Origin of the sequence: Pseudoalteromonas sp. XMcav11-Q, assembly GCF_040104525.1 — a bacterium.
Lineage (GTDB): Bacteria > Pseudomonadota > Gammaproteobacteria > Enterobacterales > Alteromonadaceae > Pseudoalteromonas.
Genome location: NZ_JBECOX010000004.1, coordinates 19201 through 37812 on the forward strand (window position 1 = coordinate 19201; position 18612 = coordinate 37812).

At 43.5% G+C, this 18612-nt stretch carries 16 protein-coding genes and 1 pseudogene; 8 read left to right on the top strand and 9 right to left on the bottom strand.

Going from position 1 to position 18612, the window contains the following annotated elements:
- Positions 1-174: 174 nt before the first annotated feature.
- Positions 175-750: a DJ-1/PfpI family protein gene (locus tag ABMY45_RS07690; protein WP_211865402.1), complete on the top strand. Its 576-nt coding sequence runs from the start codon at positions 175-177 to the stop codon at positions 748-750.
- A 46-nt stretch (positions 751-796) separates the two neighbouring features.
- Here the strand turns inward: ABMY45_RS07690 and ABMY45_RS07695 are convergent, their stop codons facing one another.
- From ABMY45_RS07695 to ABMY45_RS07705, 3 genes and pseudogenes are all read right to left on the bottom strand, one after another.
- Positions 797-4195 carry an ATP-binding protein gene (locus ABMY45_RS07695; RefSeq protein WP_349288701.1) on the bottom strand — a complete coding sequence of 1133 codons (3399 nt, stop codon included), beginning with the start codon at positions 4193-4195 and terminating at the stop codon, positions 797-799.
- 154 nt (positions 4196-4349) lie between these two features.
- Complete coding sequence (locus ABMY45_RS07700) at positions 4350-5333, bottom strand: glutathione S-transferase family protein (RefSeq protein WP_349288702.1); 984 nt, start codon at positions 5331-5333, stop codon at positions 4350-4352.
- Between the two features lie 9 nt (positions 5334-5342).
- Positions 5343-5552, bottom strand: a pseudogene (locus ABMY45_RS07705) (pirin-like C-terminal cupin domain-containing protein); the annotation flags it as partial.
- 348 nt (positions 5553-5900) lie between these two features.
- On the opposite strand from ABMY45_RS07705, the gene ABMY45_RS07710 reads away from it, so the two are divergent.
- The 3 genes from ABMY45_RS07710 (at position 5901) to ABMY45_RS07720 (ending at position 8173) form a co-directional block, all read left to right on the top strand.
- Positions 5901-6410 (top strand): DUF2141 domain-containing protein, encoded by a 510-nt coding sequence (locus ABMY45_RS07710; protein ID WP_010376030.1) that lies wholly within the window; start codon positions 5901-5903, stop codon positions 6408-6410.
- Positions 6411-6557: 147 nt separating this feature from the next.
- On the top strand, positions 6558-7445 hold the full coding sequence (locus ABMY45_RS07715; RefSeq protein ID WP_349288703.1) for an ABC transporter ATP-binding protein: 888 nt from the start codon (positions 6558-6560) through the stop codon (positions 7443-7445).
- Positions 7446-7447: 2 nt separating this feature from the next.
- Positions 7448-8173, top strand: a complete 726-nt coding sequence (locus ABMY45_RS07720; RefSeq protein WP_174169110.1) for an ABC transporter permease — start codon at positions 7448-7450, stop codon at positions 8171-8173.
- 65 nt (positions 8174-8238) lie between these two features.
- Here the strand turns inward: ABMY45_RS07720 and ABMY45_RS07725 are convergent, their stop codons facing one another.
- Both ABMY45_RS07725 and ABMY45_RS07730 read right to left on the bottom strand, forming a co-directional pair.
- A complete protein-coding gene (locus ABMY45_RS07725; RefSeq protein WP_349288704.1) occupies positions 8239-8502 on the bottom strand; it encodes a DoxX family membrane protein in 264 nt (87 codons plus the stop codon).
- Between the two features lie 473 nt (positions 8503-8975).
- The gene (locus ABMY45_RS07730) at positions 8976-9872 is read right to left on the bottom strand and encodes a LysR family transcriptional regulator (RefSeq protein ID WP_349288705.1); all 897 of its coding nucleotides are present in this window, start codon (positions 9870-9872) and stop codon (positions 8976-8978) included.
- Positions 9873-9975: 103 nt separating this feature from the next.
- Here ABMY45_RS07730 and ABMY45_RS07735 point away from each other — a divergent pair, with 103 nt between their 5' ends.
- A complete protein-coding gene (locus ABMY45_RS07735) occupies positions 9976-10821 on the top strand; it encodes an SDR family oxidoreductase (protein WP_239422299.1) in 846 nt (281 codons plus the stop codon).
- A gap of 50 nt (positions 10822-10871) precedes the next feature.
- Here the strand turns inward: ABMY45_RS07735 and ABMY45_RS07740 are convergent, their stop codons facing one another.
- Complete coding sequence (locus ABMY45_RS07740) at positions 10872-11234, bottom strand: hypothetical protein (RefSeq protein WP_239422300.1); 363 nt, start codon at positions 11232-11234, stop codon at positions 10872-10874.
- Positions 11235-11433: 199 nt separating this feature from the next.
- A complete protein-coding gene (locus ABMY45_RS07745; protein ID WP_239422301.1) occupies positions 11434-12000 on the bottom strand; it encodes a uracil-DNA glycosylase family protein in 567 nt (188 codons plus the stop codon).
- Between the two features lie 200 nt (positions 12001-12200).
- Between ABMY45_RS07745 and ABMY45_RS07750 the strand changes: the two genes are divergently transcribed.
- Genes ABMY45_RS07750 through ABMY45_RS07760 form a run of 3 tightly spaced genes read left to right on the top strand, consistent with a single transcriptional unit; the run spans position 12201 to position 14418 of the window.
- Positions 12201-12506 (top strand): hypothetical protein, encoded by a 306-nt coding sequence (locus tag ABMY45_RS07750; RefSeq protein WP_349288706.1) that lies wholly within the window; start codon positions 12201-12203, stop codon positions 12504-12506.
- Positions 12503-14086: a PepSY-associated TM helix domain-containing protein gene (locus ABMY45_RS07755; protein WP_349288707.1), complete on the top strand. Its 1584-nt coding sequence runs from the start codon at positions 12503-12505 to the stop codon at positions 14084-14086. Before ABMY45_RS07750 ends, ABMY45_RS07755 begins: the two co-directional genes overlap by 4 nt.
- The gene (locus tag ABMY45_RS07760; protein ID WP_010605600.1) at positions 14086-14418 is read left to right on the top strand and encodes a DUF3325 domain-containing protein; all 333 of its coding nucleotides are present in this window, start codon (positions 14086-14088) and stop codon (positions 14416-14418) included. The genes ABMY45_RS07755 and ABMY45_RS07760 overlap by 1 nt, the downstream gene beginning before the upstream one ends.
- Positions 14419-14903: 485 nt before the next feature.
- On the opposite strand, the gene ABMY45_RS07765 is transcribed toward ABMY45_RS07760, so the two are convergent.
- The gene (locus tag ABMY45_RS07765) at positions 14904-16559 is read right to left on the bottom strand and encodes a hypothetical protein (RefSeq protein ID WP_227387981.1); all 1656 of its coding nucleotides are present in this window, start codon (positions 16557-16559) and stop codon (positions 14904-14906) included.
- A gap of 66 nt (positions 16560-16625) precedes the next feature.
- Positions 16626-18554, bottom strand: coding sequence for an alkaline phosphatase PhoX (locus ABMY45_RS07770; protein ID WP_206471871.1), 1929 nt, complete (start codon positions 18552-18554; stop codon positions 16626-16628).
- Positions 18555-18612 lie beyond the last annotated feature (58 nt).

Here is an 18612-nt window from a genome sequence, read left to right on the forward strand (position 1 = left end):
CTTTGCGGGAGAAACAAGGTTCTCTGCGATAGGGCAAAAATGCTAGTACTCATAGTAGCTTAAAGACACTCAAACTATAGTGAGTGGAGTTTTTTCATGGGTTGTTACAATTTACCTTGAAAATTTAACTAAAATCAGCCAAGTTAGTAAAAAACTGATCTGTAGGGAAAAATAATGGAAGTTGGTATTTTCATCTATGACGGTGCGGAGTGTTTAGATTTTTGTGGCCCATTTGAGGTATTCAATACCGCAAAGCGATTTATCGAAACCCCAATTAACGTCAGCTTTGTCGCGCCAAGTCATGTTCCTGTTACCTCGCGTGGCGGCATGAGTGTAAACCCCCATTACAGTATCTACTCGCACCCAAAGTTTGATTTGCTCATCGTAGTCGGCGGACTGCATCACCAAATTTGCAGTGATCACAACGTACTTAATTGGCTTGCAGAAACAGCGAATCATACCTCTCAGTGCGCATCTGTTTGTACAGGTGTGTTTTTATATGCCGAAGCAGGCCTTATTGATGGCAAGCGAGTCACCACCCACTGGCAGGATATCGACGATTTGAGAGAACAATATCCCTCTTTAGAAGTCGTTGAGGACGTAAGGTTTGTAATGGATCAGAATTTTACTAGCTCAGCGGGTATTTCGGCAGGTATCGATATGAGTCTAGAACTGGTGAAAAAGCGCTTTGGGCAATCGGTAGCAAGAAAGACCGCAACCCAAATGGATTATGACTGGCCTAGAAGTTAATAATGATGAGTAAACCCACCATTATTAAACGAAGGCCTCGCTCACTCTAGCCATTGTTGATATCTGCGAACTCTAGCTCACTCACACGTTTTTTCGCAAATACGACGACTTTTTCGTATTCACTTTGCGCTTGTTCCAAGTGTGATTTACACTGCCCAGCTTGGTGTTCACGCGCATAAATCTCTATTTTATCTAGCAAGTCAAAGAGAGCTTCTGCGGCTAAATCACCAGCTTGACCTTTAAGTGCGTGACTGTATTTTGCCGATGCGTCGCAATTACTATTTTTGATACTCAATCTAAGCTGTTGCATTTGATTTTCAGAGTCGTTCAAGAATAAGGTGTACACCTTTTTAAGTAATTCTTCGTCCCCAGAGAGGCGTTCAAGCACGTCTGCTTCGTTTATCGGCAGGCCTGTTTGTTCTTCTGCTACACTTTCAACTGGGTGAATAAGTACAGAATCATCATCCTTAGCATGCACACCTAGCGCATCTAGCACGTCAAATAACTGTTCGACGACCACAGGTTTAGTCACAAACTCATTCATTCCTGCATTGAGACAACGTTCTTTTTCACCCGCAAGGGCGCTGGCAGTCATCGCAATAATGATCGCATCTTTATACTTATCACCACCTTGACCTTGACGGATCGCTCTTGTGGCCTGATACCCATCCATTCCTGGCATATTACAGTCCATAAAGATAGCATCAAAATCAACCTCTTGATGCTCAAATAACAGTAGTTTATTCACAGCATCTTGACCATCAACGGCAAAATTCACCTTAGCTCCTTGTCCTTCCAACATGCCTTTTGCCACAATCCGGTTGATTTGATTGTCGTCTACCACCAAAAAGTGACAGCCCGCGACCAAGTTACCACTTAATGCGACTGTCTCACCTGACTTCTTCAAGCTAGGCTGTAATCGAATTGCTTTATTTAAGTCAAATAGCGCGACAAATTCTCCAACCCGAAGAGGTGAAGAGATATGCACTATGTTATCAGCATCGTTAATATTCTGAAGCTCATCCCCCACTAAAATAAGTTTCTCAAAATAATTTTGAGCTGATTTCATTTGCATATAATCTTGCTCATTCGTAATGATGCATATATCACTCTGCGTCTCTTTCTCAACGCACTCACCACCGCATTTAGCGATAAGCTTAGCGATAGAGTCTGACTCCAATTTGGTTTTACTGAGCACAGAGACTGTTTTGCCGGCCAATACTTCAGGCACGTTGATGGGCTTAGTTTGCGCACTAGAAAACGGTAATTCAAACCAAAACTTGCTGCCTTTAAACTTTTCACTCTCAAAGTGAATATGACCGAGCATTTTTTCAACTAACTGCTTACAAATAGAGAGTCCAAGGCCTGTTCCACCAAACTCGTTCGAGGTATTAGCAGATTCTTGACTAAACGATTGAAATAGCTTGTTTTGATTAGCTTTTTCAATTCCAACCCCAGTGTCTTCAACTGTGACTTTCAGCCATACCGTGTCGTCTAACTGTTCGGTGGTAACGGTCAATTTCACATGACCTTTTTTAGTAAATTTAATTGCGTTACTAAGGAGGTTATAAATTATTTGTTTAACGCGCGCCGCATCCCCGCACAGTTCAATATGCGCTAAACCAGTTTGGTCCAAAATATAAGTGATACCCTGTTCTTTGGCTTTCGCCGACATAGACAGCGCGACATGTTCAATGACAGAGAGCGGGTTGAATGGTTCATTATCGATATCCAGCTTACCCGCTTCTATCTTCGACAAGTCCAGTACATCATTAATTAACGACAAAAGCGTAGTCGAGCTCGTTTCCATCATTTCTAGGTACTTATGTTGGTGCTTAGTAACGGGCTCTTTTCTCACCAAGTTTAGTGATCCTAAAATCCCATTGAGAGGCGTCCTCATTTCATGGCTGATAGTGGAAATAAATGCACTTTTCACTTCTGACGCTTTCGCTGCTTTATCCCGAGCGTCCACCAGCTCTTTGGTACGCTCCTTCACCTCTTGCTCCAGTCGTTCATTTGCACCAACTAACTGTGCTTCCGCTTCTTTTTTCACAGTGATGTCTTCAACAAATAGTGCAACCCCCTGAATGCGTCCATTTCCTGCGTAGATTGGAGACAAGCTAAGCGAAAGCCAGATGTTTTCATGGGCGTTCAAGTCTAGTTGTAATGACTTAGACTCCACCACTTCGCCCTGTAAAACCATATTGGCATAGTGAAATAAAAACTGATGCACAGCCTCTGGCAAAAACTGTGGGTTGTTACCTAAACGACTGTCATTCAGCTGCTTAAAGAAGCGCTGTGCTGACTCGTTAAAGCTGGTGAGCTTTAAGTTGCTATCAAAGCCAAGCACACCATCTGATGCACCATCTAAAATCGCCTTAAACTCTGCTCGCGTTGAATCAAGCGCACGTAAACTGCTCGTATATTGCCAAAATGCAAAAAAGACGAGAGCGAATACACCGCAGGCAATAGCGAGTAAAACATAGGTGGTTAATCGTTTTTCATTGAGGCTTTGCTGATAAACAGCAAAAGGGATAAGATTAACGAGCTTAACTTCTAGGTTATTAAAGTTAGCCCCTTCAACCTTGCTAATGAGCGCAAGAAACTGCTCTCCCGTTGATTTTTCTTCCACCAGTTGGATTTTATTGGACCATGGCGTCACGCGATATAATGTTTGAAAGTTGATTTCGGGGTTTATATCTTTGCTGTATCGTAGCGAAAATTCAGGATGATAAATAAACGAGTCATCTGCACCTAAGAGCATCACTTTTTGCATACTTGGCGCTTGAGAGACAATTCTATCTATCATCTTTTCAGCATTGGTATTAATTACCAATATACCAAATAAGTCGTTATCTATATCGTAAGTCGGTAAAGTAAAACGTTTGGTTGGTTGAAAAGGCGTGACGACTTGTCCGTGCTCGCGATTTAAGTTGATTGTTGTGGAATAGATAGTGCGTTCTGGCAGTTGCAGTGCTTGGATAAAGTAATCACTTTCGCTCTTATCCTGTAGTTTGCTATCCGGTACAGCAATTACCTGCCCTAGCAGCCGCTCAACCCTAACCATTTCCATCCCAGAATGGGCGTCAAGTAGGCGGATTTGGTTAAGGCCATCATACGAATATAACATTGACCTAAAAATCGTACTTAGTCGCGCTCGCCACACATCAATTGGAGTGTTTTCTTGAGGGTCGATACCATCGTTTTTTTCCGCTCTTGCAATACCCTGAATTGGCGGGGTGTCTAGCAGAAAATAAAGAAACCGGCGGTTATCGTCGATCTCTCCCAAGTAAATATTGTTTTGTGCCGAATGTACCTGCTCTAAGCGCTGATAAAAGCTTTCGTTAAGGTCGCGATGGATACTATTTTCAAAATATAAGATGGCACTCACCATCACGGCGAGCAGCAGTACAATAGCGCCCTTAGCAATATTGGAAGAAGACACATTTTCTCCTTGGACAGTGGCCTAACTGTTAGGCATAAAGACCTAAAATGCGTTTGCACTTAAGCACAAAAGGCAGCTACAAGCAAACGCATTATTAAATCTAGTCCAAATAGAAACAAAGACAAAGATTACTTACCCTGCACACGGAGGTTATTTACAACGTAATGCCTTTGCGATTATGAAAACAGTGATAATCAATGCTTGGTCCTTCAGGTACCACTTGGGTTGGATTGATCATCGTATGGCTAAAGTAGTAGTGCCTTTTAATGTGGTAAAAATCAACCGTATCTGCAATACCTTGATGTTGATATAAGTCACGCACATAAGCAGAAATATTGGGGTAATCTTCGATTTGCTTAATGTTGCATTTGAAGTGACCATGGTACACGCTGTCGAAACGGATGAGAGTCGTAAATAGTCTCCAGTCGGCTTCCGTTAATTGTCCTTTCACAAGATAACGTTGCGCAGCGAGTCTTGCTTCGAGCTTATCTAGCGCGTTAAATAACGCACTTACCGCACTGTGATAAGCATCTTGGGTTGTCGCAAACCCTGCTTTATATACACCATTGTTGATATTGTGATAAACAAAATCGTTTATTTCATCGATTTCATGCTGTAGCGCCTCAGGGTAATAATCGGTGTCGTTTCCCGTTATCTGGTTAAAGGCACGATTAAACATACGAATGATTTCACTCGATTCGTTGCTCACGATTTGCTCCGTTTGTTTATCCCAAAGGACAGGCACCGTGACTCGGCCCGAATAATTTTGGTCGTTTTTCGTATACAGCTGATGCATAAAACTGAGCTGATACAGGCTATCACCGACTTCTGGACGCTGACTGGTAAAACACCAACCTTGATCTAACATATCAGGGTCTACAATCGAGACATCAGTATGCGCCTCTAATTGTTTAAGCTGTCTGAAAATAAGCGTTCTATGAGCCCAAGGACACGCAAGGGAAACATACAAATGGTAACGTCCGGACTCGGCTTTAAAGCCCGCTTTACCCGTTGGCCCCGCACTGCCGTCTGCTGTTACCCAATTTCTTAGTTTTGCAGACTCACGCTCAAACTTGCCTTGGCTACTTTTTGTGTCATACCACTTATCGTGCCATTGACCGTCAATTAATAATCCCATGTAAACCCCCTATACAATATCGCCGAAGCGTCCTTGTTGATAATCTTTTACCGCTTGATGAAGCTCCTCTTGGGTATTCATCACAAATGGTCCCATATGCGCTATTTTTTCATTAATCGGCTGCCCTGCAAGGATCAAAAAGCCAACATCATCCGTCGCGAGGAGAGCGAGGTTTTGACTTGGGTCAAGCTCAAGCAACGTTTGCTCCCCATAGTTTTCAAATCCAGCGATGCGGTTAATATTTACGCCAGCACCATCTTGTGTTGCCTGTGCTTTGTTCGTTCGGATAATGTTCATAATAGCTCTCGGGTTAACCTGAACTTGGAATAATCAGTTCAGCGCAATTATTTAATAGTTAGCCTACCAAACCTGCGCGAGAATAAAATTAGTCAAATTTGGCTATTTCGTTCTATTGCGTCGAATGATTGTTCCAATCTATTACAACGCGTAGTCACACTGGTCAGAACAGTCTTTAACATTGCTCTCACCTAACAATTTTTAACAGTATTTACACAATTATCTGACAAGCTTGTGGAGCTACAATTTAACCCTTAATAGGAGCAAAGGATGAGGTCCCTAAGTTTATTGTTTGCGCTGGCACTACTTGCGGCGTGTAGTTCAACAAGTCCGGTAAGCGTAAATACGGTTGCAGGTCCCCCAACGAATCTTACGGTTGAGATCACTGATGTGACCAATACCGATGGTCAAATGCTAGTACTGTTATTTGACAATAGCGCTGACTACCACAGCGATAAAAATGTGAATGATCCAGACGCTCACTTTTTTCGCAAGCTGATTGTCACACCACAAACTCCTACCACGACGGTCACTTTTGAAGGCGTGCCTGCAGGCCAGTATGCGATCCACGTGATCCATGACGAAGATGGTGATGGCGGCATGGATCGGATGATCTTCCCATTTACCGGCATGCCAAGTGAGCCTTATGCACTGTCGAATAACATTCACGATAGCTTTTCAAAAGGCGATTTTGAAGAGGCTTTGTTTACTGTAAAGGCCCCTGACACTAAGATCCAACTTGCCCTCTCTACGCATTTATCAAAAATGACGGGGCTGTAATACTTGAATACTCACAGGTGCTGCAATGCCTGTGAGTTACCTTTTAAGTTCTGACATTTGTCATTTTATTTTCTGACAACCCTCACTCACGCTTCATCTTATAGCAGCGCATACTGCAAATCGTACAGTTCAGTAGGAGCGAAGACGATGCGCAACGCCATTGAGTTATCAAATATCAGTTTTGCATACAACAATACTAAGCCAATATTATCAGACCTAAACCTTACGCTTGAACAGGGTAAGGTTTATTCCATTCTTGGTCCAAATGGCGCAGGAAAAACCACCCTGATCAATATAATGCTTGGCAGACTAAGACCCACATCAGGACGAGTTTCAGTTTTTGGCCATCAGCCTGAGTCTGATTTTTGTCGCCAGCGCGTGGGTGCCATGATGCAGTTAGGCGGGCTACCTCTGCAAACCAAGGTGAGGGAGTTTCTGGCGTTATTTGCAAGTTACCATCAAACCCCAATTCCATTGGAGCGATTAATTTCACTCTGCCAATTAGCACCATTTTTAGAACAAACTTTCGACACGTTATCTGGAGGTCAAAAGCAACGGCTGTTTATGGCCATTGCGCTAGCAGGCAATCCCGACATTGTTTTTTTGGATGAACCTAGTGTTGGTATGGATGTAGAGTCAAGACAGCAACTGTGGCAGGCCGTACGGACGTTAAAACAACAAAATAAAACGGTACTCCTTACCACACACTATCTTCACGAGGCAGAAGCATTAGCGGATGAATTATTAGTTTTAAAAGAAGGAAAATGTACCAAAATTAACGACATACCTGAGCTTGCCAACACCTATCGTCGCTCACAAATCAAGTTCACCAGCGACCTGCCCGCTGCTGCACTGGTTAACGCATTTCCTATGATAGATCTGCATGTTAAAGGCAATCAGTTCACTATATTGACGGATGAGCCAAACCATATTGTGCAGCAGGTATTAGAAAAATTTTCTATCCGCAATTTGTATGTAGCCCCAATGAGCCTCGAAGAAGCTTATTTATCCCTAATGAATGCTAGGAGCGCTTAACCATGATAAACACAGCATCCTTTATACTTGAAAGCAAAACTGAACTTTTGAGCACATTTAGAAGTAAGGGTTTTGTGATCCCTGCCACACTATTTCCTTGCTTGTTTTATCTTTTCTTCGGCGTGGTGTTCAGTCATCATGACTCCCATAACTATATGTATATCAATTATCTGATATTTGGCATGATAGGACCTGCGCTATTTTCCTTTGGCGTTAACGTCGCCCTTGAAAAGCAAAATGGTTGGCTGATACTCAAGCAGCTCTCTCCCGTTTCTCCCTATCAGTATCTGCTCGCAAAATGTGTGAGTGCGACGGCTTTTTCATTGCTCGTAGCCTGCTTAATGAGCTTGCTGGCATTATTTTCCGGCGTGTCCTTAAGCTTAGCTCAATGGTTACTCGTGATTGCCATTGCCCTGCTCGGCACCTTGCCTTTGTGTATGTTAGGGCTGTTAGTTGGGCTGTCAGTGTCAGCAAAAGCGGCACCTGCGGTGGTTAACTTAATTTACCTACCACTCTCGTTGCTTTCTGGCCTGTGGCTGCCTATCATGTTATTCCCTGAAGCGATGCAATGGTTTGCTTGGCTGTTGCCCACTTTCCATATTTCCCAATTGGCGCTTTCGACCATTGATGCCACCTTGGGTTTTCCAGTTTATCTCCATGTGGCCGTCCTAATTACACAAACGCTTGCATTATTCTTTGTCGCGCAAATTAAATTTAAGCAGGCTTAACAGGACAACTAAAAGCGCACGGTCCCAACCTTGTGCGCTTTTATTTTGTAATTACTTACTCTCTACTAGCTTACTATCAATGCTGAATTTACCAGCACCTGACGCGGCGAGTGCGAGAAAGCCACCAGCCACTGCAATATTAAAAAAAAAAAGAATTGTATTTGGTCGGCCAGATCAAAATGAAATAGCAACGCACTAACAATACTAAATCCTGCAAATGCAATTGCTGTCAGCTGAGTAAATGCCCCCGCAAGAATGAAAAGCCCTCCTATCAATTCAAAGGCTATAACCAATGGCAGCAGCTCGCTTAGTAATCCGCTTGAAGCCATGTATGCAGCATTACCTTCGAAGTATTAGATTTTATTAATCACAGCCAGTATAAAAATGGCTGGTAGCCCTACTCGGCCAAATAAAGATAATACTGATGCCATTGTACTGTTCGGTTTAATGATGTTAATTAGCCTGAGGTTTGGATAAGGGATGTTCTAACTGGCTATTTTTAAACTCAAATTAAATTATTTCCTTATCTAGCCAGAGAGTTTTGGGGATAACTAGGCGAATTTACGCACCAATAGCTGGCTATTGGAAGTGAATTCAACACAGTTAGCACAAAAACTGGCTGCTAGAAAGGCATAAATTATCCGAAGCTCAGGTTAATTAGGTTCATGATACTTTCCTCGATAAATATAGACGGTATTGGATTGGCTCTCGGTGATGAGCCGTTGGAAGAAAGTATATGTTCGCTTTAAAACAATTAAATTAGTAAAAATATCATACATCATTCTATTGAAAAGAATTAAAGCTATCCAAACAGATTCGCTTCCAATAGGTAGTCAATCACCGCCCGTGTTCTAGGCGGAATTTGTTTACGTGATGGATAAACGAGAGAAAACACCAGTTGCTCGCTACTTAGCTCTGGACAGATCATTTGTAACTCCCCGCGTTCAACTTCTTGCTTCACAGTAGAAGGCAATAATTGCGCAACTCCTAACCCTGATACTGTCATTTGTTGTAACAGCATAGGGGAATTGCACCAATGCACTTGAGTTGGTGTAAAATTTACGGCTTCACCGCCACGATAAAACTGCGTCATCCCCGTTGATTTAGCCTGCTCTAACAGTAACCAAGGTAGCTGGTTTAGCTGTGTGTCTTTGCTTGGTAAACCATGCAATGCTATCAGTTTAGGGCTTGCATAGAGCTTAAAACATTCTTGATGTAATTGCCTTGCAACCAGTGCGCTGTCTTTAGGAAAGCCAACCCTGATGGCGAGATCTATTTGGTCGTTAATAATATCGCGCTTGTCATCATCAACGATGATATTTAATTGGATCTTCGGATATCGCGCCGTGAGCTCAGAAAGTTTTGGTAACAGAAACTTATGTGCAGTGTCGTGTGTCATGGTTATTGAGACCATACCATGAGGCTCTTTGTTATCGAGCAGCACCTCAACATCATCCAAAATAGCGTGCAATGAATGCGCTTGAGCCAAAATGTCACGTCCCTCCCGCGTTAGCGTAAGTTGCCTCGTGCTACGCTGCAGTAGTCGAACGCCTAGCATAGTCTCTAACTGGGACACTTGTTCACTCACTCTAGAACGGCTAGTAGCCAACTTTCGCGCAGCTTGAGCAAAGCTTCCCATATCCACAACCGTTGCAAATATTGCTAAGAGTTTTAATGCATTTAAGTCTATTGTACTCAATTTCAGAACTCACCATATCAAATTAACCCACTTATGATAACAAAAATTACCACCCATAATAGCCACATCCAATACATTCTCGTTTTAAAAAGAGGTATACATCATGATCGCAATCACAGGCGCAACAGGCAAATTAGGTCAATTAGTTATCGAGTTTTTGGCACAGAAGATCCCAGCCAAGCACATCGTGGCTCTAGTTAGAGATCTCGATAAAGGAAGGGCACTCACCAATTTAGGGGTCACCGTAAGGCAAGCTGATTACGACAAACCGCATACACTTGATGCAGCACTTGCAGGTGTTGAAAAGCTGCTGCTGATCTCAGGCAATCAGATCGGAAGCCGCACACCTCAACACAAAGCAGTTATTGACGCCGCAGTGAAAAACCAAGTGCGTTTAATTGCCTATACCAGTATTTTGAATGTGGACAACTCACCACTGGAGCTGGCTAAAGAGCACAAAGAAACAGAGGCGTATTTGAGAGCAAGCGGCGTGGCTTATAGCATGCTGAGAAATGGATGGTATAACGAGAACTACACTGATTTAGTACCTGTATTTACAGCAAATAATGCCATTACCTCAATCGCGCCGCAGGCTCAGATCAATAGCGCGGCTCGTGCAGACTACGCACTGGCTGCTGCTACCGTATTAAGTAGCGCTGGCCACGACAATTCGGTTTATGAATTGGCTGGCGACAATGCATTTACAATAGAAGGTTTGGCACAAGCCGTGTCAAAACATACTCAAATTGAAGTAAAAGCAAAGTTTGTATCTGACGAAGAGTATCTGGCCTACTTGGTTGCTCTCGGTGTGCCTGCAGGTTTTGCCGCACTATTGGTTGACGCTGAGACCCAAGCACAAAAAGGATATTTGGCAACCCAAAGTAATGCGCTCAGTCAGTTGATTGGTCGCCCGACTACAACGGTAACCCAGTCGCTCGCAAAAAATTAAGCATACTTTACCGCTAATCCAGTGCACAGGCTCTTGCGTGTGCACCTATTTTACTCGGCCTCAGGTTTGCCTTCTAGCGTCGATACAAAGAGGTCTCGGCTCACTAAAAAGCCGCAAATACTTACCACGACTAAAAAGATGCCATACATAGATCCCATGTAAACCCAGTCACTTTGTCCAAACCACAGACTTGCACGTGTACCGTCATTAAATAATAAGATATTGATAAGCGACAATGAGATCACACTGCGAAAATAAATCGGTTTATCCATGTGACTCGCAAATGCTGCGATAATGAGGGAAAACAGGCACAGATAAAAGCCCATTACTGAAAACGCACCAGGTTGCATACTAGGATAAAATGCGACGAGCGAGAGCAAGACAGCAGCCCAACCGGTAGTTTTGTATATCATTATCAAGTCCTTTGAAAATGTTAATAAATGTTCGTTATGTAAACAGGCTGGAGTATGAGGTAATACTCGTAATTACGCAACTAAATGATGATAAATATTAACTGATATGACCTTTATTCCTTAGTTTTAAACCTATCTAATTGCCTCAAGCTCAGAACCTAACACTAAAGTATTATGCAAATATTTAATTAACACATTATCAAGATGATAGCGCTGCTGAAACTCTTGTTTTTAACTGCGGTACACTGTCTTTTTCGAACCAATTGTGCTTTTTTAACCAGATCTGATTGCGGGGACTAGGATGAGGTAATGGCAAATGACTTTGGTTAGAAAAGTCAGCATTTTTAACCATCTCAGTTACTGATGAATATTGCGTTAAGTAGCATTTTTGCGCATATTGCCCAATAAGTAGTGTCAGCGACACCTGATTGAGCGTAGCTAATACCTGATGGTGCCAAGTTGGCGCGCAAATTTTCGGGGGTGGTAAATCTCCAGACTTCCCTTTACCCGGGTAGCAAAACGCCATTGGCATTATGGCAAATAAATCTGGGTTATAAAACTGTGCTCGACTAACACCGAGCCAATCGCGCAATCTATCTCCACTTGGGTCATTAAACGGCTGGCTGGTTTGATGTGCTTTTAATCCCGGCGCTTGACCAATAATCAACACCTTAGCCTTGCAACTGCCTTGGATAATAGGTTTTGCCCCCATAGGAAGCGCTTTATCACACAGCTTGCATTGCCTAACCCGTTCAAAAACTTCCATCTTCTCTTATTTAATTTCGCCCATATCAACGAGGGCCATTATGGCATAGCCATATTCAAATCCCTACTCAACCGGCCGAACTTAAGTACTTAGTCGTTAAAACGCCTCCACTCAACTTAAAACAAGTGCGAATCACTATCATTTAGATGCAAATTATTGGATAATATTCTATTACGTTTGCTGTCTTTTAAAGGGGTGCTATGCCTAGTCGGGATAACACAAATCATAAGGCTATTTTATATAGAGCTGAAGTACTAGCACGCTTTTTTATCGCTATTTTCGGCGGCTATTACGTGACCGTTTTAGCTTCATCTTTATTGGCTTTAACTTTACCTACTCCGCGCCTAGATGCGCTTTTATATGCATTAACAACCGGCATCGTCTTTTACGCCATTGTCTTTATTTGGGTGTTTGGATGCCGCACTTTTAAAAAGGTATTTCTTGGCATGATCGGACTACTTTGTATTCTCTACGGCACTTTGACGCATTTTGGAGGCTCCCTGTGAGAGAGTCATTTTTCCGCAGCATGACTTGGCTACACACTTGGGTTGGTTTACTCGTATGTTGGTTGCTGTTTTTAATCTTTTTTGCCGGTACCGCGAGCTTTTTCAGACATGAAATCAGTCTGTGGGCGCAACCTGCAACACACCATCTACCTCATTATGATAGTGCCCAACAAAATGAAACGGTCAAAAAGAGTATCGAACGGTTTCAAGAGATAGCGCCAAACGCCGAGTCTTGGCGTATTGAAATGCCAACAGAGCGTCGCCCGAGCTTGCTATTGATGTACTCCGAAAAGCCAGCCGAAGGAGAAAGGCGCGGAAAACGTCACTCTGAGTATCTTGACCCAGTAACGCTGGAGGCGCTTCCTGAGTTTAGGGAGACTAGAGGCGGTAACTTTTTTTACCGTCTGCATTTTGACTTGCATTACATGAACGCGATCACCGCGCGTTGGATAGTCTGTTTTGCAACTCTGTTTATGTTGATTGCGCTTATTTCTGGCGTGGTGATCCATAAACGCATTTTCAAAGACCTATTCCAATTTAGAAATGGGAAAGGGCTGAGAAGTTGGCTTGACGCTCATAATGTTTCTTCCGTGGTGGCATTACCGTTTCATATTATGATCACTTACACCGGCCTAGTGACGCTCATTTTTATGTTACTGCCACAGCCCGCCGAGCAGCGCTTTGAAGATACAAAAACGCTTAGAGCCGAACGCTACCCATTTCTGGCCCCTACCCAAGAGGCGGGACAACCACTGAAGGGGCTCGCATTAAATACAGCGTTAGATCATTATTTTACTAACTCTGGTGACGCACCGCTTCGCCGCATTGTGATCTCATCGCCAGGGGATGCAAGTGCAACGATTAAGCTTTATGCCAATGCTCAACGCGCAGTGCAGGATGATCCGCCCAGTTGGATGTATAGCGCAGCATCTGGTGAGTTGTTAAAAACACACAATGTGACGCTGTCTGGCGCTGAAAATCTCTACGGCGGAATGATAGCACTGCACACCGGGCGTTTAGCGGAGCCACTGTTACGTTGGCTATACTTTGTTGCCGGATTAGCAGGTTGTGCCATGATTGCAACGGGTGCTGTTATGTGGGCAAAAAGACTACGCCAAAAGCTCAAGGGTGATGACAGGCCGGGTGTAGGCCTTAGGCTTGTGGAGTCGCTCAATTTAGGCACCATCATGGGGCTGCCAGCCGCAACAGCAATGTTCTTTTATGCAAACCGTTTGCTTCCAATAGAATTAACTGGGCGTGCAGACAAAGAAGTTCTGGCGTTCTTTGTTACGTGGGGAATATTCACTCTGGCCGCTATATTTAAGTCGGATAGGCTCGCGTGGATGCTATCTGCGAAAGTAAATGCAATCATATGGGGCTTACTGCCTGTCGTAAACATGCTAACGACTGATGGCAGCCTCGTGAGCTATTTCATTAATGGTCAGTGGGTATTATTTGGTTTTGATGTGATGGCTCTTGGTATCGCATTCGGTTTCTTGGTTCAAGCCAAAAAGCTCGGCAGTACCAAAGCAGCACCAGCGACACCGCGTCGCCAAGCAAAACGCGAGGTAAATGCCTAATGGAATGGCTAACGTTTTTACTTTGCCTGCTAGCATTTATGGGTTTTGCAGTAGCAAAGCCCAATCACTATAAAGAAGTATTTGGTACACGTCCAAAAGGTAACGTAACAAGTCAATTAACCATTGCCGGCTGGCTCTGCCTCGGCGGCAGCTTAGCACTTGCTCTTAAAACTCAGGGGACCTACGGTAGCTTAGAGTTTATTGGTTATATGACCTTAGCAGTATTACTACTTATCGCTATCTTTGCGACCAAACCTAGTTACTTCAGATCACTATTTTACCTAGTCATTATCACTATGCTGCTCAGTACGCTGTATTGGATCATATTTTAACTAAGGCGCCACTAATGGCGCCTTTTTTAGATCACAATTTTACTAACATTCCTTTGTTAACTCTTTGAAACCACATCATTTAGCATAAAATATCAGCAATAATGACGCTATACACCGCAAATTTACTAACTCAAACTAAGTTAGGTTAGTAAAATCATGATCTCATGAGCTCAATTAGCTTAATCTGTTGGTAAAAATATGATCTGGTAGTCTTGTTCTCGGACTAACTTAGTAAAATTCTGATCTAAGTGCCAAAGGAAATCTGTTGGTTAGTTAAATTCTGATCCAGAAAACGAGAAGAGTAATTCTGCTCAGATCCGAGCTTAAGCTTTATCTTACCTTCAAGGTCTATGTGATAAGAAGATTAGCGTGCAATTTCAATTTGAAACTACCTCTTAGGATGATGGCAGTTTATCAGTGCCAGTCCCTTTATCTTTGAGCCTTTATCAACTCAGGGTAGGAAGCGCCCCTACCCTGAACACGATTTACTCGGCTTTATTCCAATCCAGCTGCATATCCCACACATATCGGTGCTCTGGCTTTAGAGGCTGTTGAGAATCATCGACTTGTTCAAGCACATTACGCGCTTTTACTATGGTGGCGTCACGACCGAACAGGTAGCTTTGCTCTTTGACAATGGTTAAGTAGGCTTTATTCAGCGCCAGCGCACGTGGTTTTGATGGTGTGATCAATTCATAAAGGTTCTTCGCAGACTGCACTTTTTTGCTGTTTACCGTGCCATCTTCGTTAAACCAGCGCATTAGCATCTCTTGGTTTTGCCTAAACTCATCACCGCCGCCAACACGCATCATATAGGTCAAGAATTCGCCCTGCTCTTCGCCTTTGTTAGGTACGTCTTGCATCTCTTTTAAATTGATATAACCCCAACCCAGTTTGCCTTCAACTTTACGCGCAAACGAGAAGGTTTGGTCATAGGTTGAGCCAATGGTTTTGTGACAGCCATTACAAAATGCAAGCTCTTGCTCATGTTGCGGACGAAGTGCGCCATTTTTATCCTCTATATAACCGTTAATCGTCCAACCAAAGTTGTTATTGATCCCTTGGTCGCCCAAATAAAGCGTTTGTGGGTAATTTTCGAATGACTTTTCTTTCGCTTCTCTGTAGTAAGCAGCACCGAGTGACTGCTTGGATTTAAAGTTGTGCTTCTTCATGTAGCGCACTTCTTTCATTCTTGGCGCATTAAATACTTGGCCATTATCATCCACCCCAATATACCGAACGGTATGTAAAAACTCGGTGTCTTGTGGGTATAACTGATGAGCAAGCTCGATAGTATTGGCATCACCAAGGTAACGTTCACTGCGCAGCATGCTAGTGATCTTCGTGAGTTTGCCATCACCATTTAAATCTACGCCAACTCGCGATTCAGAAATCACTGGCGTTGATATTTCGTCAAGTCCCTTTACAGCCATTTCAACTAGGCTTAAGTTGGCAAGGTAAACGTCCTGATTATACGTTTCGCCTTTTTCTCTGAAGGCGTCAGCAAGGCGGATCATGACATCCCCCGTCGAGCCATTGGTTGGCCAAAAAGTACTAGGAAAAGGTTTATAATTGAATGCCACCCAGCCACTGCCGTCCTTTGCTATACCAAGCTCATCGAACGCTTTTTCTGGATATGCCAAGTTGTTAAGTGGAGTGATCTCACCTTTCCAGTCAGGGTTATTTTTTAGTTTTTCGATAAAAGGGGTGTAATTATCTTGGTTGACCCAGTTAGTAATATCTTGATCTGATATATCCTTGATAAGCTCAGAACGATCTTTAAACAAATTTTTCCAATGGTTTTTAAACCCAAGATCGGAAAACTCATAAGCGCCTTGTAAATTGGCATCGCGCATCATGTTTGGTCGGTTTTTTTCATCATATGATTGATGGCAGGCATAACAAGGGTTATTCACGCCATCCGTTTTGGTGTAACACTGAGGAGGGATCACTGATTCGGGGTTATAGACTTCATTGTGCTGCATAAATGCGGCCGCAGGAATATCATCACCCTGTTTATAAGGTGCTGTAGTTTGCGCCGACATAAGTGCGGTATTGGTTAGCCCTTGAGTCTGTTCATCATTACAACCAAACAAGGCTACGCTCGTCAATGCCACTAGAGTTAGGCTAACGTATTTCATTTTTATGACTCCAAAATTTTGCTAAAAAAAAGCAGCGCACCATTCAGTGCACTGCTACTTGTTTAATTATTTTGCTTTAGGGTCATAAAGCCAAAGCGTGTTGTTTTCTTGGAAGCCATCTTCACCAATGATGATGCGACCATCTTCCATAACGATTACGTTATCAGGCTGCGAAAGCTGATTGACGTCACAACGCTCAGCGCCAGTTAGTGACGAGCGGTAAGTTGCGCCCATGACAACCGGCTCAATGCGAGTTAGGTTATAGTTGTTATCGATATGAGCACGGTATACACCGCCACAATCTTTAACACGCGCAGAAAGCTGCATGTCACCTTCGCCATCAATCATGGTGTTGTCGATATCAGAGATACCGATATACATATAGGCTTTATCTACCACTTCACCGGCAACAACATCTTGACCAGTTACCGCCTCAAGTACGCGGTTATGGTTGATGCTTAAGCCTTCAAGTTTACGCCATTCAGCCGTAGCGCCTTTTTGGCGTGCAGCCTGACGAGACTCTAGGAAGATAGCGCGGTTGTCCATCGCTTTACCTGCCGTTACTTTACCGCCACCGTTTGCAACTGTTGGATAAGTAGCGGCGCCTTCCGCCCACGCTTTTACATCAGCAACAGACAAATAGCTTGTTTGACCTTCAACATAGTCAGTCTCATTGATGCCGTCGTACTCAGCCACCCAAGTTTCAATCTGTGCATTACTGCCGCTACCCAGCTCAACCCAGCTAATGTCAAAGCCAGTTACAGCCGGATCGGTAAGGCCCGCATCTTGAGTTAGCTTTGCTGCGTATAGGGTACCTGCACTTAAGTCTTCTGGTTGATCTGCAACAAATTTAAATAGTACGCCACCGGTATCATCTTGTGATGAATAAACAGTACGACGGTCAGGCATTACAACTGAGTTTTCATGCTCATAACGACCGATTGTGAAGTGTTTTACAACATCAGGCGTTTCGGTTGTAGGATTTTTGATTTCCGCAATGTAACCGTAGCGATAAGGGTTAGGGAAATCAGGTGCCATTAACGCTTCCATTGTGTCATTGCCTGTTTCAGCAGGATTATTCCACTGTGGATCTTGTGTTGAATCAACTTCAGACCAGACAATCCATTCTTCCGAAGTCAGCGGTGTGCCCCAAGGTGATACTGAACCAAAGCAGTTAGCAGCAGTGCCTTTAACACCGTCGAAGTCTACCATCATGGCTTCTTCGATTGACCATTTACCCGTTGTCGCTTTACTCATTTTCAAACGACTGACACCACCTGGGTACGCTTCCCAGTTTGTGAATAGATAACCTGTGTTTGCATCGACTGGAATATAACCATTGAAATCAGGGTTATCATTTTTAATGATTTCTTCACCAGTTGAGATGCTGTAATGTACACCCAAACCACCCGCTACCCCTTTAGTGCCAAGGTTTGCGAATGTGTCACCTGTTTGGCCTAGAATTTGATATTGACCAATTGCAGAAATCACGGTTTGTTGTTCCATGGTCGAAGCTGGAACTGGCGCGCTTGGGATATTTGCAGGTAGATTATTAAAGTTCACACCGGTTAGTACACCGACAGTACCTGTATTGAATGGCTTGCTATTGAACTTATCAGTAGCTGTGTTGGTGTCATTTGGGTGCTGAACGTTGAAGAACAAGTCACCCCCTTCAGAAAGAAATAGGCCAGTTACTTCAGCACCAGCAGGGACGGTTGCGATGCGAACAAGGCCTGGTACGCTGTAACTACCATCACGACCATTTTGGCCGTCTTGTCCATTTTGACCATCCTGTCCGTCAGTACCATTTTGTCCATTTGTGCCGTTTGAGCCATTAGTACCATTCGATCCATTAGTGCCGTTTGCACCGTCTTGGCCAGCAGTGCCCTGCTCACCTTGAGGACCCGCAGGACCTTGTGCTCCATCGTCACCATCACAGGCTGTAAGTGCCATTGCAACTGCTGCTGCAATAAGAGAATATGCTACACGCTTCATGAGTTACTCCAGTTCCTAAGTATTATTTTTTGTAAAGCGTGCAACAGTGTGAAGTGTT

Coding starts and splice junctions, on each gene's coding strand:
- ABMY45_RS07690 (WP_211865402.1), top strand. CDS start 175: ATGGAAGTTGGTATTTTCATCTATGACGGTGCGGAGTGTTTAGATTTT.
- ABMY45_RS07700 (WP_349288702.1), bottom strand. CDS start 5,333: ATGGGATTATTAATTGACGGTCAATGGCACGATAAGTGGTATGACACA.
- ABMY45_RS07710 (WP_010376030.1), top strand. CDS start 5,901: ATGAGGTCCCTAAGTTTATTGTTTGCGCTGGCACTACTTGCGGCGTGT.
- ABMY45_RS07715 (WP_349288703.1), top strand. CDS start 6,558: ATGCGCAACGCCATTGAGTTATCAAATATCAGTTTTGCATACAACAAT.
- ABMY45_RS07720 (WP_174169110.1), top strand. CDS start 7,448: ATGATAAACACAGCATCCTTTATACTTGAAAGCAAAACTGAACTTTTG.
- ABMY45_RS07725 (WP_349288704.1), bottom strand. CDS start 8,502: ATGGCTTCAAGCGGATTACTAAGCGAGCTGCTGCCATTGGTTATAGCC.
- ABMY45_RS07735 (WP_239422299.1), top strand. CDS start 9,976: ATGATCGCAATCACAGGCGCAACAGGCAAATTAGGTCAATTAGTTATC.
- ABMY45_RS07740 (WP_239422300.1), bottom strand. CDS start 11,234: ATGATATACAAAACTACCGGTTGGGCTGCTGTCTTGCTCTCGCTCGTC.
- ABMY45_RS07745 (WP_239422301.1), bottom strand. CDS start 12,000: ATGGAAGTTTTTGAACGGGTTAGGCAATGCAAGCTGTGTGATAAAGCG.
- ABMY45_RS07750 (WP_349288706.1), top strand. CDS start 12,201: ATGCCTAGTCGGGATAACACAAATCATAAGGCTATTTTATATAGAGCT.
- ABMY45_RS07760 (WP_010605600.1), top strand. CDS start 14,086: ATGGAATGGCTAACGTTTTTACTTTGCCTGCTAGCATTTATGGGTTTT.
- ABMY45_RS07765 (WP_227387981.1), bottom strand. CDS start 16,559: ATGAAATACGTTAGCCTAACTCTAGTGGCATTGACGAGCGTAGCCTTG.
- ABMY45_RS07770 (WP_206471871.1), bottom strand. CDS start 18,554: ATGAAGCGTGTAGCATATTCTCTTATTGCAGCAGCAGTTGCAATGGCA.